The sequence below is a fragment of the Streptomyces sp. NPDC093252 genome (genome assembly GCF_040683675.1).
Classification (GTDB): domain Bacteria; phylum Actinomycetota; class Actinomycetes; order Streptomycetales; family Streptomycetaceae; genus Streptomyces.
This window is the reverse complement of sequence record NZ_JBFBEM010000006.1, coordinates 104,621-119,523: the sequence shown is the minus strand read 5'-3', so window position 1 is coordinate 119,523 and position 14,903 is coordinate 104,621. Positions and strand designations below refer to the sequence as shown.

The window sequence follows — 14,903 nt, the reverse complement described above, 5'->3', positions numbered from 1 at the left end:
AACTGCACGGATGTGCGTCAACTCGCGGAAGCGGCAGGGGCGGTGGGAACACTGACGTCGAAGTGCCGGGCGTCCGGCTCGGCTTTCATCAGCGCCGTCAGTGTCCGGGCCTTCGCGGCGCCCTGCTCGGCGCTGCCCCAGGCGATCGTGCGCCGGTCGGCCAGCTCCAGCGAGATGTCGTCGTAGGAACGGACCTTGACCAGCCGGGTCGTCCGGGCGACGGCCGCCGGGACGGAGTCGGTCACCCGGACCGCCTCGCGCATCAGCCGGCCCTCGCCGAAGCGGCGGGCGCTGGCCGCCGCCGAACCGCTGCGGGCGACGGTCAATTCCAGCAGCGGAACACCTTTCGGCGCCTTGGAGACCGTGGCGAACCGGACACCTTCGTCGTCCACTTCGGTGAACTTCCCGTCGTTCTCGATCAGGAGTACGGCGGTGCGTTCGGTCACCTTCAGAGAGATTCCGTGCGGCCAGGCGCGGACCACGTCCACGGTGTCAATTCGGGGCAGTTTCCCGCGCAGTCGGGCCGCCACGGCATCGGTGTCGACGGAAATCAGCGGCGCCCCGAGCGGAACGTCGGCCGCCTCGGTGATCTGCTCGGGGGTGAGGTCCCGGGCCCCGGTGACCGAGACCCGCTCCACCCGCGCCCACTGCGACCCGTAGAGCACCCACACTCCACCGCCGGTGACGAGTGCCAGGGCGACGGTGAGGATGATGATCGTACGAAGCCGGAGTGCGCGCGGGCGCCGGGGGGGTGGCGGGCCGGACGACTCCTGCTGGCGTTGTCCGCGCTCGGCGGTCGTCGTTCCGGCCACGCTTCCTGCCTTTCGCCCTACTCGGGCCTGCTAGCGGTGGGCACGGGCGGCGATCGCCTCGTACACCATGCCGACCAGGAGGTCGTCGGCGTCCCGGCGGCCGAACTCCCCGGCGGCGCGGGACATCTCGTACAGCCGGTGCGGGTCGGCGAGGACGGGGAGGACGTTCTCCCGCACCCAGTCCGGGGTGAGCTCCGCGTCGTCGACCAGCAGGCCGCCGCCGGCCTTGACCACCGGCTGGGCGTTCAGCCGCTGCTCGCCGTTGCCGATGGGCAGCGGGACATAGGCGGCCGGGAGCCCGACGGCGGAGAGTTCGGCGACGGTCATCGCGCCCGCGCGGCAGAGCATCATGTCGGCCGCCGCGTACGCGAGGTCCATCCGGTCCACGTAACTTACCGGGATGTAGGGGGGCATTCCCGGCATCTGCTGTACCTGCGGCAGTTCGTTCTTGGGACCGACCGCGTGCAGGATCTGGATTCCGGCCTGCTGGAGCCAGGGGGCGACCTGCTGGACCACCTCGTTGAGCCGGCGGGCGCCCTGGGAGCCGCCGGAGACCAGCAGGGTGGGGAGGTTCGGGTCCAGGCCGAACAGCGCGCGGGCCTCGGGGCGGGCGGCGGCCCGGTCCAGGGTGGCGATGGCGCGGCGCAGCGGGATGCCGATGTAGCGGGCGCCGCGCAGCTTGCTGTCGGGGGTGGAGACGGCGACCTGGGCCGCGTAGCGCGAGCCGATCTTGTTGGCCAGGCCGGGGCGGGCGTTCGCCTCGTGGATGACGATCGGGACGCCGAGCCGCTTGGCGGCGAGATAGCCGGGCAGCGCCACATAGCCGCCGAAGCCGACGACCGCGTCCGCCCTGGTGCGCTCCAGGATCTGCTCGGCGGCCTTGATCGTGCCCCGCAGCCGGCCCGGGACGGTGATCAGCTCGGGGGTCGGCTTGCGGGGCAGCGGGACCGCCGGGATCAGCGCCAGCTCATAGCCGCGCTGCGGGACGAGCTTGGTCTCCAGTCCGCGCTCCGTGCCCAGGGCCGTGATGCCCGTGGCCGGATCCTGCCTGCGCAGGGCGTCCGCGAGGGCGAGCGCGGGCTCGATGTGGCCGGCGGTCCCCCCACCGGCGAGTACGACATGCACCGAAATTCACCGCTCTCCGGACGTACGCGCCGAGGCACGCCGTCGCATCGTGTTCCATCTCCGAGGCCCCCGCTCCAGCATGGCGCCTCCCGCCCGCTTTCTACCAAAGCGGGGCTGCCGCATGGCAAGCGCCGACCGCGCAGCGGGCTCGTCGCGCGCGAAGGCGATCAGCAGCCCGATGGCGAACATGGTCGGCAGCAGGGCGGATCCCCCGTAGGAGAACAGCGGGAGCGGGACGCCGGCGATCGGCAGCAGACCGAGCACCGCACCCATGTTGATCACGGCCTGGGCCGTGATCCAGGTGGTCACGCCTCCCGCGGCATACCTGACGAAGGGGTCCTCCGTACGGCCGGCCACGCGGATGCCCGCATAGCCTAGAGCGGCGAACAGGGCGAGCACCGACAGCGTCCCCGCGAGCCCCAGCTCCTCGCCGGTGACGGCGAAGATGAAGTCGGTGTGCGCCTCGGGGAGTTGCCCCCATTTTTCCACACTGGCCCCGAGGCCGGAACCGAAGAGTCCGCCGGAGGCCAGGGCGTAGATGCCGTGCACGGCCTGCCAGCAACTGTCGTTCGGGCCGGGATCGGTGGCGCCGATGCAGGCGAGCCGGGCCATCCGGTTGGGGCTGGTCCTGATGAGGATCGCGCCGAGCAGCGCGGCCACCGACAGCACCCCGACGAAGAGCCGGGTGGGGGCGCCGGCCAGCCACAGCAGACCGAACAGGATCGCCGAGAGGATGATCGCGGTGCCCATGTCGCCGCCGAGCATGATCAGCCCCAGCAGCATGAAGGCGACCGGGACCAGCGGCACCAGCATGTGCTTCCACTGGGCGAGCAGCTTCTTGTCCTGCTTGCGGGCCAGCAGATCGGCGCCCCACAGCACCAGCGCCAGCTTGCCGAACTCGCTGGGCTGGAGCTGGAAGGAGCCGCCGACGGCGATCCAGTTCTGGTTGCCGTTGACCGCGACCCCTATCCCGGGCACCTGGACCAGCGCCATCAGGAAGACCGCCCCGGCGAGGATCGGGTAGGCGAGCGCCCGGTGCAGCTTCACCGGCATCCGCGAGGCCGCGAACAGCAGGACCCCGCCGATGGCCGCGGCGAGGAGCTGCTTGCGGAAGAAGTAGGAGCCGGGCAGCGACATCTGGAGCGCGGTGATCTGGGAGGCCGAGTAGACCATCACCAGCCCCAGCACGATGATCAGCAGCGAGCCGCCCATGATCAGGTAGTAGGCGGTCAGCGGCCGGTCCCAGGCGCGGCGGGCCCGGGTGTGGAGCCGCAGCACCGGGTTGTCGCGGGACGCCCGCGGGGGCGGCGGCCGTTTGACGGTGCGCTGCACCGGAGGGCGGCCCGTACGGCTACCGGACATCACCGGCTCCTCCCGACCTCAGCCACATGCGAGTCACCCGAGTCACCCCGTGCCTCCAAGGGTCCCGAAGCGGGGTTACGGAGCACCCGCGGGGACGGGACCCGCCGTCAGGCGCCTGCGCCGAGTCCGCGGACGGCCGCCGCGAACGCGTCACCGCGCTGGTTGTAGTTGGTGAACATGTCCATGGAGGCGCAGGCCGGGGCCAGCAGCACCGTGTCGCCGGGCCGGGCCAGCCGCTTCGCCTCCGTCACCGCCTGGAGCATCGCCCCAGTGTCGGTCCGGTCGAGGTCGACGACGGGTACTTCCGGCGCGTGTCGCGCGAGGGCGTCCCGGATGAGGGCACGGTCGGCGCCGATCAGCACGGCGGCGCGCAGCCGGGCGGCGGACCGGGCGACCAGTTCGTCGAAGGTGGCGCCCTTCGCGAGGCCGCCCGCAATCCATACGATCGGATCGTATGCCGCCAAGGAGGCTTCGGCGGCATGGGTGTTGGTGGCCTTGGAGTCGTCCACATAGGAGACGCCGTCCACCTCCGCCACCAGCTCGATGCGGTGCGGGTCCGGCGCGAAGGCGCGCAGCCCGTCCCGTACGGCGGTGGCGGGGACGCCGTAGGCGCGGGCCAGGGCCGCCGCGGCGAGGGCGTTGGCGATGTTGTGCGGGGCGGGCGGGACGATGTCGGCGACCTCGGCGAGTTCCTGGGCGCTCCGGAGCCGGTCGGCGACGAAGGCCCGGTCGATCAGGAGGCCGTCGACGACGCCGAGTTGGGAGGGGGCCGGGGCACCCAGGGTGAAGCCGACGGCCCGGCAGCCCTCCTCGACGTCCGCCGCGCGCACCAGGTCCTCGGTGGCCTTGTCGGCCACGTTGTAGACGCAGGCGACGCGATTGCCCTCGTAGATACGGCCCTTGTCGCGGGCGTACGCCGCCATGGAGCCGTGCCAGTCGAGGTGGTCGGGGGCGAGGTTGAGGACGGCGGCGGAGTGGGCGCGCAGGGAGGGTGCCCAGTGGAGCTGGTAGCTGGACAGCTCGACGGCGAGGACGTCGTAGGGCTCCTCGGCGAGGACCGCGTCCAGCAGGGAGACGCCGATGTTGCCGACGGCGGCGGTGCGCAGACCGGCCGCCGTGAGGATCGAGGCGAGCATCCGGACGGTGGTGGTCTTGCCGTTGGTGCCCGTGACGGCGAGCCAGGGGGCGGCTTTCCCGCCGTGCAGGCCGCGCAGCCGCCAGGCCAGTTCGACATCGCCCCAGACCGGGACACCGGCCTCGGCCGCGGCGGCGAACAGCGGCTTGCCGGGCTGCCAGCCGGGTGCGGTGACGATCAGCTCGGTGCCCTCGGGCAGGGTGGCGCCGTCGCCGAGCCGGACGGTGACGCCCAGCGCGGTCAGTTCGGCGGCCTGGGCGCGGGCCCGTTCGTCGTCGCCGTCGTTGACGACGGTGACCCGGGCGCCGAGCCCGGCGAGCACCCTGGCCGCCGGGACGCCGGAGACGCCGAGCCCGGCGACGGTGATGTGCTTGCCCTGGAATTCCGCCGGCCCTTCGGGCACCGAGGAGGTCACTTGTCCGCTGCCCATCCCGCGTAGAAGAGGCCCAGTCCGACGATCACACAGATGCCCTGGATGATCCAGAAGCGGACCACGACAAGGACCTCGGACCAGCCTTTGAGTTCGAAGTGGTGCTGGAGCGGCGCCATCCGGAAGACGCGTTTCCCGGTCATCCGGAACGAGCCGACCTGGATGACCACCGACATGGTGATGAGGACGAACAGACCGCCGAGGATGGCCAGCAGCAGCTCGGTGCGGGAGCAGATCGCGAGCCCGGCCAGCACACCGCCGAGCGCCAGCGAACCGGTGTCGCCCATGAAGATCTTGGCGGGCGAGGTGTTCCACCACAGGAAGCCGAGGCAGGAGCCCATCAGCGCGGCGGAGACCACCGCGAGGTCCAGCGGATCGCGCACCTCGTAGCAGGCGCCCGGGTTGGTCAGGGTGCCCGCGTTGGCGCAGGACTCCTGGAACTGCCAGACGCCGATGAAGGTGTAGGCGCCGAAGACCAGGACGGAGGCGCCGGTGGCGAGGCCGTCCAGACCGTCCGTCAGGTTCACGCCGTTGGACATCGCCAGGATCATGAACAGCGCCCACACCACGAACAGCACCGGGCCGATGGTCCAGCCGAAGTCGGTGATGAAGGAGAGCTTGGTGGAGGCGGGGGTGTTGCCCCGGTTGTCGGCGAACTGGAGGGCCAGCACCGCGAAGGCGATACCGACGATGAGCTGCCCGGCCATCTTCGCCTTGGCCCGCAGCCCCAGCGACCGCCGCTTGACGATCTTGATGTAGTCGTCCAGGAAGCCGACCAGGCCCATCCCGACCATCAGGCCCAGCACCAGCAGGCCCGAGTAGGTGGGCGGGTAGCCGGAGATCACCTTGGACAGGAAGTACGCGGCGACGGTCGCGAAGATGAAGGCGATACCGCCCATCGTCGGCGTACCGCGCTTGCTGGCGTGCTCGCGCGGGCCGTCGTCGCGGATGTACTGGCCGTAGCCCTTGCGCGCCAGGAGCTTGATCAGCAGCGGGGTGCCGACCAGGGTCAGAAAGAGACCAATGACTCCCGCGAACAGGATCTGCTTCATCATCGGGCGGCAACCTCACCCTCGGCACCCGTGGCGAGCAGCGCCTCGGCGACACTCTCCAGGCCGACCGATCGGGACGCCTTCACGAGGACGACGTCCCCCGGGCGCACCTCGCTGCGCAACAGGTCGACCGCCGCCTGTGCGTCGGACACGTGCACCGACTCCTCACCCCACGAACCCTCGTTATATGCGCCCAGTTGCAGCCAGGCGGCTTCCCTGCCCCCGACCGCGACGAGCTTGCTGACGTTGAGCCGGACGGCGAGCCGCCCGACCGCGTCGTGCTCGGTGAGCGCCTCGTCCCCCAGTTCGGCCATCGGGCCGAGCACGGCCCACGTACGACGCCCCTTGCCCATGGCCGCGAGCGCGCGCAGAGCGGCTCGCATGGACTCGGGGTTCGCGTTGTAGGCGTCGTTGACGACCGTGACGCCGTCCGGGCGCTCGGTGACCTCCATCCGCCAGCGGGAGAGGGAGCCAGCCCCGGAGAGCGCGAGGGCGATCTCCGATGCGGACATGCCCAGCTCATGGGCGACGGCGGCGGCGGCGAGCGCGTTCGACACGTGGTGCTCACCGTACAGGCGCATGGTCACATCACCGCACCCGGAGGGTGTGTGAAGGGTGAAGGCGGGCTGCCCGCTGTCCGTGAGTCGTACGTTCTCGGCCCGTACGTCCGCTTCGTCGCTCTCGCCGAAGAGCAGCACCCGGGCCGTCGTCCGGGCCGCCATGGCGCGCACGAGGGGGTCGTCGGCGTTGAGGACCGCCACTCCGCCCTCCTCGGCCGGGGGCAGGGCCTCGACGAGTTCGCCCTTGGCCTCGGCGATCTGCTCCCGGCCGCCGAACTCGCCGATGTGGGCGGTGCCGACGTTGAGCACGAGGCCGATCCGAGGGGGCGTCAGACCGGTGAGGTAGCGGATGTGGCCGATGCCCCGGGCGCCCATCTCCAGCACCAGGAAGCGGGTCTCGGCGGTGGCGGTGAGCGCGGTGAGCGGCAGCCCGATCTCGTTGTTGAGGGAGCCCGGGGTCCAGACGGTCGGTGCCGCGCGCTGGAGCACCTGGGCGATCAGGTCCTTGGTGCTGGTCTTGCCTGCCGAGCCGGTGAGGGCGACGAGGGTGGCGCCGAGCCGGGCGACGACATGCCGGGCGAGGGCGCCCAGCGCGGTCTGCACGTCGTCCACGACGATCGCGGGCACCCCGACCGGGCGGGCGGCCAGGACGGCGACGGCTCCCGCCGCCACCACGTCCCCGGCGAAGGCGTGTCCGTCGACGCGTTCGCCGGCGAAGGCGACGAACAGGCTGCCGGGCACCGCCTCGCGGGAGTCCCGGACCACCGGCCCGGTGACCTCGACCGACGGATCCGGTATGTCGTACGTCTGCCCGCCGACGACTGCTGCGATCTCGGCGAGGGAGAGGGCGATCACAAGTTCATCCCTGGGTCGTGTGGATTCTCATCCCCGGGTCTTCTGGGTTCTCATCCCTGGGCTTCCGGTCCCCGGGTTTCGGGTCGCCGGGTTTCCGGTCCCCGGGCTTCGGATCCCCGGGTTTCCGGTCCCCGGGCCTCGGGTCCCCGGGTTGTGGATCCTCGGACCTCGGGTTCCCGGGCCTCGGGTTCCCGGACGTGCGGGCCCTGGGTCTTCCGGATGGCCTCGCGCAGCACCAGGCGGTCGTCGAAGGGGCGTACCACCCCGGCGATGTCCTGGCCCTGCTCATGGCCCTTGCCCGCGAGCAGCACGGTGTCCCCGGGCTGTGCGCGGCCCACGGCGGCGGCGATCGCGGTGGCGCGGTCCTCGAACAGGAGCACCTCGCCGCGCTCGTGGGCGGGTACCGAGGCGGCACCCTGGAGCATGGTCGCGAGGATCGCCAGGGGGTCCTCGGAACGGGGGTTGTCGGAGGTCAGTACGGCCGTGTCGGCGAGCCGGGCCGCGGCGGCGCCCATGGGGGCGCGTTTGGTGGTGTCCCGGTCGCCGCCGCAGCCGAGGACGAGGTGCAGCCGGCCCTTGGTGACCTTGCGCAGGGACTTCAGCACGGACTCGACGGCGTCGGTCTTGTGCGCGTAGTCGACCACCGCCAGATAGTCCTGGCCCTCGTCCACCCGCTCCAGGCGCCCCGGTACGCCGGGTACGGCGGCGATGCCGTCGGCGGCCGTCTGCGGGTCGATCCCGGCCGCCGCCAGGGCGACCAGCGCGGCGAGGGTGTTCGCCACGTTGAAGGGGCCGGGCAGCGGCGAGCGGGCCGCGATCCGCAGCCCGCCGGGGCCGACCGCGGTGAACGGCGAGTCCAGCGGGCCGACGGAGACGTTCTCGGCGCGCCAGTCGGCGTCCGGGTGGCCCTCGGCGGAGTAGGTGACGACCGGTACGCCGGCCTCCGCCGCGAGTCTGCGGCCGTACGCGTCGTCCAGGTTGACCACCCCGAGCCTGCTGCGCGCGGGGGTGAAGAGCTGGGCCTTGGCCTGGAAGTAGTCCTCCATGCCGGAGTGGAACTCCATGTGCTCCGGGCTGAGGTTGGTGAACACCGCGATGTCGAAGACACAGCCGTCGACCCGGCCGAGGACCAGGGCGTGGCTGGAGACCTCCATGGCGACCGCCTCGGTGCCGCGCTCGCGCATCACCGCGAACAGCGCCTGGAGGTCGGTGGCCTCGGGGGTGGTGCGCTCCGACTTGATCCGCTCGTCGCCGATCCGGGTCTCGACGGTGCCGATCAGGCCGGTGGTGCGGACGGTGCGCAGTCCGCCCTCGACCAGATAGGCGGTGGTGGTCTTGCCGGAGGTGCCGGTGATGCCGATCTGGAGCAGATCGCGGCCGGGGTGGCCGTAGATCATGGCGGCCAGTTCGCCCATCACGGCGGCCGGGTGGTCCACCACCAGGACCGGCAGTCCGGTGGCGGCGGCGCGCTCGGCGCCGACCGGGTCGGTGAGCACCGCCGCCGCGCCGAGTCCGGCGGCCTGGGTGACGAAGTCGGCGCCGTGCACACGGGCGCCGGGGCGGGCCACATAGAGGTCGCCGGGGCGGACCGCGCCCGAGACATGGGTGATACCGGTGATACCGGCGCTGTCCCCGGGGGCGGTGACATCGAGCTGGGCGGCGAGTTCCGCGAGGGGTGTGGCGGAGACCCGGACCGGCCGGGGCGGCCCCGGAGGGGCCGGGGGTTGGCCCTTCTGGGTGGTTTGGGACTGATCAGCGTGTGGCACGGCGGTGAGCGTACCGGGCGTACCCGTCCGCGGGCGAAGTGAGGGGCCGGGCGGCCCGGGGGGCGGGCCCTGGTTCCCGGGATCCGGGGTGATCGTTGTCACGAGGTGGTTCCTGGTGGTTCCGGTGGCGCGGGTGCTCCGCCGTGGCGGCTGTGCTGGGTAGTGGGGGTGGTGCTCCGTACTGGGTGGGGTTGTTCGGTACGGGGTGTGGTGTTCGGTGTGTCGAGGACTGGCGGGGTATGGGGTGTGCTGCTCGGTGTGTCGTGTGTGTGGCGGGATGCGTCAGGGACTGAAAGTGACGGGCAGTCTCGGCGGGTCGGTTCCCGACGGGGGCACCTGGAGCGTCTTCAGCGCGAACTCCATGACCTCCTTGTAGACCGGGCCGCAGATCTGGCCGCCGAAGTAGCTGCCCTCGGTGGCGTTCTGGATGGCGCAGTAGACGGTGACCCGGGGCTGGTCGGCGGGGGCGAACCCGGCGAAGGACGAGGTGTAGCCGCGGTACTGGCCGGTGGCCGGATCCACTCGGTTGGCGGTACCGGTCTTGCCCGCGACCCGGTAGCCGGGGATCCGCGCCTTGGTGCCGGTGCCCTCCTGGTCGTCCACCACGGACTCCAGCATCTGGGACAGCGTCCTGGCGGTCTTCTCGCTGACGACCCTGGTCTCCTCGGGCTTCTCGGCCGGGGTGAAGCGCCCGTCGGGCCCCTTGGTGCCGCGGACGAGGGTCGGCTCGATCCGGACCCCGCCGTTGGCGATGGTCGAGTAGACGGAGGCCGCCTGCATCGCGTTGACGGACACGCCCTGGCCGAAAGGAATCGTGTACTGCTGCGAGGTGGACCACTGGTCGGGCGGCGCGAGGATGCCCTTGGTCTCGCCGGGGAACCCGAGCCCGGTGTAGCCGCCGAGGCCGAACTTGCGGAGGTAGGAGTAGAGGATCTCGTTGGACTCGGCCTGGGTCTCGCCGAGTTGGCCGGTGGCCAGGATGGTGCCGATGTTGCTGGACTTGGCGAGGACGCCGTTGAGGGTGAGGTACCAGGTGGGGTGGTCGATGTCGTCCCGGAACAGCCGGTCGCCGCGCTGGAGCCGGTTCGGCACGGTGACGTGCGTGGACGGTGTGGCGGCGTTCTCCTCCAGGACGGCGGCCATGGACATCACCTTGGCGGTGGAGCCGGGCTCGTAGGCGTCCTGGACGGCCGCGTTGCCGAGGTTGGCGGACTCCGCCCTGGTGAGGTCGTTGGGGTCGAAGCCGGGTGAGTTGGCCATGGCGAGGATCTCGCCGGTCCGGGTGTCCTGGACGATCACATAGCCGCGGTCGGCCTTGGACTCGGCGACCTGCTCGCTGATGGCGTTCTGGGCGGCCCACTGGATGTCCCGGTCGATGGTCAGCTCCACATCGCTGCCGGGCACGGCGGGTGTCTCGGTGGAGCCCGCGGTGGGCACCTGGAGCCCGCCGGACTGGGCGTAGCGGATCTTGCCGTCCTCACCGGCCAGGGTGCCGTTGAGCTGCTGCTCCACCCCGCCGCCGCCCTTGCCGTCGGCGTTGACCCAGCCCAGTATCCCGGCGGCGAGGTCGGCGTTCGGGTAGACGCGCTTGCTGCTGGCGACGGCGAGGACCCCGGCGAGGACGTTGACGGTGGTCCGGTCGGACTCCGCCTTGCCCGCCAGCGCGGACTTCAGGTCCTTGATCTGCTTCCAGACCTGCGGGGTCTGCCGGCTGGCCAGCTTGACGTACCGCAGTTCCTTGTTCGCCGGGCGCAGCAGCTCGGCGATCCCGGCCTGGTCGCGGCCGAGGATGGGCGCGAGCAGCGCGGCGGCCTGCTCGGGCCCGTCGTCGATCTTCAGCTCCTCCCGGGTGAAGAGCGTCGGGTCGGCGGTGATGTCGTAGGCGTCGACGCTGGTCGCCAGCTCCACACCGTTGCGGTCGGTGATCCCGCCGCGCTCGGCGGCCAGGACGTAGTGGACGTAGCGGTTGGCCTCGGCCTTGGCGGCGTAGGTGCCCGCGTCGACGGCCTGCACCTGGAGGAGCCGGACCACGAAGACGGACAGGACGAGGGTCAGCGCGACGCCGACCAGCCGCAGCCGGGGGCGGGGGCTGCCCAGCCTGATGGTGCGCGGGCCGGGGACGCCGGGGCCCTGGCGGGGCGCGGCGGGCCGCCGGGCGGGCCGGGCGCCGGGCCCCGGACGCTGCCGGCCCACGGATCGGTCGGACCGTACGGGGCCGGGCACGCGCCGGCGCGGCGCTTCCCTGTCGGACACTTCCGTCACCTGCCGGGGGTCGGGGTGGAGGGCGCGGCGGGGGCGCCTGTGAGGGCGGGAGCGGGGGCGGCTGGGGGGTTGGGGGTGGCTGTGGCCGCCGGGGTCGGGGCCGGGGTCGGGGTCGCCGACGGCGGCCTGGCCGGGGTCGGGGCGGCTCCGGTCGCCGGGGGCATGGCCTCGGGGGCCAGGACGAGGGGGGCGCGGGCGGAGGCGGGCTCGGCGGCGGGCGAGGGGACGCCCCTGACCTTGCCGTCGGGGCCGAGGAAGGCGGGGTCGCCGCCGGGGACCATGCCCAGCTCGCGGGCGCGGCGCTGAAGGGCCTGGGGGGCGGAGTACGCGTCGATGTCCCGCTGGAGCGCCTGCTGCTCGTCGGTGAGGGCCTTGGTGTCCCGCTGGAGGTCCGCCAGCCGGAAGGAGCCCTCGCTGAGCGCGGAGTTGAGCACCAGCAGCCCGATCAGCCCACCGCCGAGCAGCACGACGACCAGCAGCACGAACGGGGTACGGGCGGCCTGCCCCCGCCCGGCCGGAAACAGCCGCGCCAGCCGGGCGGCCCGCCCGCGCAACTCCGGTTTCCCACTCACGGGCGCTCCTGGGGGCGGGTGGGGGTGGGGGGCGTTCCGGGGAGGGGGGTCACTGTTTCGGAGGGGGGTGCCTCTGCGGGGGGTGTTTTGGAGGGGGCCGTTCTGGCGGGGGCTGATCCTGCGGGGGCCGTTACGGAGGGGGCCGTTCTGGCGGGGGCTGATCCTGCGGGGGCCGTTACGGAGGGGGCCCTTCTGGCGGGGGCTGATCCTGCGGGAGCCGTCCCCGCGGGGGCCGATCTGGCGGGAGCCGTTCCCGTGGGGGCCGTCCCGGCGCGGACCATCCCCGTGGGGGCCTTTCCCTCGGGGGCCGTTCCCGTGGGGCGGGCGGAGGGGTCGGGGTGGGGTGGGCGAGCGCTTCTGTGGGGGCGTTGGGGGGTGCGGTTCTCGTGCGGGTGCGGTGGGCCGGCGGGTGCCTGAGGGCGCGGTACGCGGTTGGTCGCGCACAGGCCCGGGGCGCTACCGCCCACCGGGGGGTGGGGTCGCCGATGGTCGCCCCGGCAGCCCTCCGGGGCATCATCACCCGGCCGGGGACCGTGGCCCGGGAAGGCCGCCCGGCCACCACCGCCCGCCCGTGAGCCCGGCAGACCACCGTGGCCCCGGAACCCCTCCGGGCAACCACCACCAGCCCGTGGGCCCGGCAAAGGACCGTGGCCCCGGGAGCCCTCCAGGAAACCAGCACCCGCCCGTGAGCCCGGCAGGGGACCGTGACCCGGGAAGCCCTCCGGGCAACCATCGTCCGCCCGTGGCCCCGGCAGAGGACCATGCCCCCGGAAGCCCGCCCGTGAGCCCGGCAGGGGACCGTGTCCCCGGGCGCCGGGTCGGTGACCGCCCGTCCCCGGGTGCCACGGGCATCTGCCCGTCCGACGAGGGCGCCGTACCCCTGCCGGATCCCCCGCCGGGGACCCCGGCACGCCCCCCGCGGGCACGCTCCTGTTGGCCTCGTCCACTTCCCCGTCGCTCACCCGACGTCCTCCCTGACGCGCTCCGCCGCGCGCAGCCGTGCCGGGGCCGCCCGGCGGTTGGTGGCGACCTCTTCCTCGCTGGGAAGTTCGGCACCGCGCGTGAGCAGCTTGAGCCGGGGCTGGTAGCGCTCGGGGACGACGGGCAGGCCGGGCGGAGCGGTGGAGGCGGCGCCGGCCGTCAGAACCTGCTTGACCAGCCGGTCCTCCAGGGACTGGTACGACAGGACCGCGATCCGGCCGCCCACGGCGAGCGCGGCCACCGCAGCCGGGACGGCCCGCTCCAGGACCGACAGTTCGCCGTTGACCTCGATCCGCAGGGCCTGGAACGTGCGCTTGGCGGGGTTGCCGCCGGTGCGCTTGGCGGCCTGCGGCAGGGCGTCCCGGATCAGCTCCACCAGCCGGGCGCTGTTCGTGAACGGCTCCCGCTCCCGCTCCCGCACCACCGCCGCGACGATCCGCTTGGCCTGCTTCTCCTCGCCGTAGGCGCGCAGGATGCGGACCAGGTCGCCGGGGGGATAGGTGTTCAGGACCTCGGCGGCGCTCACACCGGTCGTCTGGTCCATCCGCATGTCCAGGGGCGCGTCCTGGGCGTAGGCGAAGCCCCGGTCGGCCTCGTCGAGCTGCATGGACGACACGCCGAGGTCGAAGAGAACGCCCTGCACGCGCGCGACGCCGAGCCGTTCCAGGACATCGGGCAGCTCGTCGTAGACCGCGTGGACCAGGGTGGCCCGGTCGCCGTAGGGCGCCAGGCGCTCGCCGGAGAGGCGCAGGGCCTCCTTGTCGCGGTCCAGGGCGACGAGGCGGGCCCCGGGGAAGCGGGCGAGGAGCGCCTCGCTGTGCCCGCCGAGGCCGAGGGTGCAGTCGACGACGACCGCGCCGGGCCGCTCCAGGGCGGGGGCCAGCAGGTCCAGGCAGCGCTGGAGCATCACCGGGACATGTCGACTCTCGCTGCTCACAGGGGCCTCTCAGATCCGGCGGGACCGTACGCACCGCCGGGTCCCCGCCCGCTCGTCAAGGCGAGGTCCGCCGGCGCCCGGGGGCGTCGGCCGACCGGAGGCGGGTGGCGGCCGAGCCGTGCGTACGCGCCGCGCACGTCGCGAGATCCACCGGTGAATACCGAGGTCACCGGGGGTCTCAGGGAGTTCTCAAGGGGGTCTCGGTACAGCAGGGGAGCCTCGCCTCCCGCTCCGCGCCACTTTAGTCCACGGTTCCGCGCGGTCAATCAACCGGCCTGCGCGTCGCGGCGGGCGGTGCGCACACCGCGTTCGGGGGACGAAGATCACCCGTCCGGCGGACGGTACGGCCCCGCGCGCGGGGGGCGTACCGGGAACGGCGGGTGGAGACGAGGTGACGTATCCAGCAGAGATGCTGTGTATCGGCTCACAACATGGCCCGATGACATCCTTTGTCCTCTCCCACCACAGGACCGGACCGCCTGTGACCAGTACCGTCATAGGCATGACGACTTCTGCATCGGTTCCCGCCGGACCCGAGAGCGCCATAGTCCGCACCGGCACCGTCACCGACCGGCTCGTCGAGGCCAACGGGCGCTACGCCGACGCGTTCACCGACCCGGGCATGGACGCCCGGCCGGTGCTCCGGGTCGCCGTGGTGGCCTGCATGGACGCCCGTCTCGACCTGCACGCCGCACTGGGTCTCGAACTCGGCGACTGCCACACCATCCGCAACGCGGGCGGTGTCGTCACCGACGACGTGATCCGCTCCCTGACCATCAGCCAGCGCGCGCTGGGCACCCGCAGCGTCGTGCTCATCCATCACACCGGGTGCGGTCTGGAGTCCCTGACCGAGGAGTTCCGGCACGACCTGGAGATGGAGGTCGGCCAGCGCCCCGCGTGGGCGGTGGAGGCGTTCCGCGATGTCGACCAGGACGTCCGGCAGTCGATGCAGCGGGTGCGCACCTCGCCGTTCCTGGTGCACACCGACGATGTGCGCGGCTTCGTCTTCGATGTGCGGTCCGGGCTGCTGCGGGAGATCGATCCGGGGGCGTAA

At 72.7% G+C, this 14,903-nt stretch carries 10 protein-coding genes and 1 pseudogene; 1 reads left to right on the top strand and 10 read right to left on the bottom strand.

Going from position 1 to position 14,903, the window contains the following annotated elements:
- Positions 1-17: 17 nt before the first annotated feature.
- From AB0O01_RS14515 to rsmH, 10 genes and pseudogenes are all read right to left on the bottom strand, one after another.
- Positions 18-812, bottom strand: coding sequence for an FtsQ-type POTRA domain-containing protein (locus tag AB0O01_RS14515; RefSeq protein ID WP_365313306.1), 795 nt, complete (start codon positions 810-812; stop codon positions 18-20).
- 30 nt (positions 813-842) lie between these two features.
- The gene (gene murG, locus AB0O01_RS14510; RefSeq protein WP_365313304.1) at positions 843-1,937 is read right to left on the bottom strand and encodes an undecaprenyldiphospho-muramoylpentapeptide beta-N-acetylglucosaminyltransferase; all 1,095 of its coding nucleotides are present in this window, start codon (positions 1,935-1,937) and stop codon (positions 843-845) included.
- A 6-nt stretch (positions 1,938-1,943) separates the two neighbouring features.
- Complete coding sequence (gene ftsW / locus AB0O01_RS14505; RefSeq protein ID WP_365313302.1) at positions 1,944-3,299, bottom strand: putative lipid II flippase FtsW; 1,356 nt, start codon at positions 3,297-3,299, stop codon at positions 1,944-1,946.
- A gap of 107 nt (positions 3,300-3,406) precedes the next feature.
- Positions 3,407-4,864 carry a UDP-N-acetylmuramoyl-L-alanine--D-glutamate ligase gene (murD, locus tag AB0O01_RS14500; RefSeq protein WP_365313300.1) on the bottom strand — a complete coding sequence of 486 codons (1,458 nt, stop codon included), beginning with the start codon at positions 4,862-4,864 and terminating at the stop codon, positions 3,407-3,409.
- Positions 4,846-5,916, bottom strand: a complete 1,071-nt coding sequence (gene mraY, locus AB0O01_RS14495) for a phospho-N-acetylmuramoyl-pentapeptide-transferase (RefSeq protein ID WP_365313747.1) — start codon at positions 5,914-5,916, stop codon at positions 4,846-4,848. The genes murD and mraY overlap by 19 nt, the downstream gene beginning before the upstream one ends.
- On the bottom strand, positions 5,916-7,331 hold the full coding sequence (gene murF / locus AB0O01_RS14490) for a UDP-N-acetylmuramoyl-tripeptide--D-alanyl-D-alanine ligase (RefSeq protein ID WP_365313298.1): 1,416 nt from the start codon (positions 7,329-7,331) through the stop codon (positions 5,916-5,918). The genes mraY and murF overlap by 1 nt, the downstream gene beginning before the upstream one ends.
- A gap of 203 nt (positions 7,332-7,534) precedes the next feature.
- A pseudogene (locus tag AB0O01_RS14485) lies at positions 7,535-9,097 on the bottom strand (UDP-N-acetylmuramoyl-L-alanyl-D-glutamate--2,6-diaminopimelate ligase); the annotation flags it as partial.
- A 282-nt stretch (positions 9,098-9,379) separates the two neighbouring features.
- On the bottom strand, positions 9,380-11,359 hold the full coding sequence (locus AB0O01_RS14480) for a penicillin-binding protein 2 (protein WP_365313296.1): 1,980 nt from the start codon (positions 11,357-11,359) through the stop codon (positions 9,380-9,382).
- Positions 11,356-11,931, bottom strand: coding sequence for a hypothetical protein (locus tag AB0O01_RS14475; RefSeq protein ID WP_365313294.1), 576 nt, complete (start codon positions 11,929-11,931; stop codon positions 11,356-11,358). Before AB0O01_RS14475 ends, AB0O01_RS14480 begins: the two co-directional genes overlap by 4 nt.
- A gap of 958 nt (positions 11,932-12,889) precedes the next feature.
- Positions 12,890-13,849, bottom strand: coding sequence for a 16S rRNA (cytosine(1402)-N(4))-methyltransferase RsmH (rsmH, locus tag AB0O01_RS14470; RefSeq protein ID WP_365313292.1), 960 nt, complete (start codon positions 13,847-13,849; stop codon positions 12,890-12,892).
- A gap of 502 nt (positions 13,850-14,351) precedes the next feature.
- Between rsmH and AB0O01_RS14465 the strand changes: the two genes are divergently transcribed.
- Positions 14,352-14,903, top strand: coding sequence for a carbonic anhydrase (locus AB0O01_RS14465; RefSeq protein WP_365313290.1), 552 nt, complete (start codon positions 14,352-14,354; stop codon positions 14,901-14,903).

Excerpts from the sequence above, each read along its gene's own strand:
- ftsW (WP_365313302.1), bottom strand. The coding sequence starts at position 3,299 with ATGTCCGGTAGCCGTACGGGCCGCCCTCCGGTGCAGCGCACCGTCAAA.
- AB0O01_RS14465 (WP_365313290.1), top strand. The coding sequence starts at position 14,352 with ATGACGACTTCTGCATCGGTTCCCGCCGGACCCGAGAGCGCCATAGTC.
- murD (WP_365313300.1), bottom strand. The coding sequence starts at position 4,864 with ATGGGCAGCGGACAAGTGACCTCCTCGGTGCCCGAAGGGCCGGCGGAA.
- mraY (WP_365313747.1), bottom strand. The coding sequence starts at position 5,916 with ATGAAGCAGATCCTGTTCGCGGGAGTCATTGGTCTCTTTCTGACCCTG.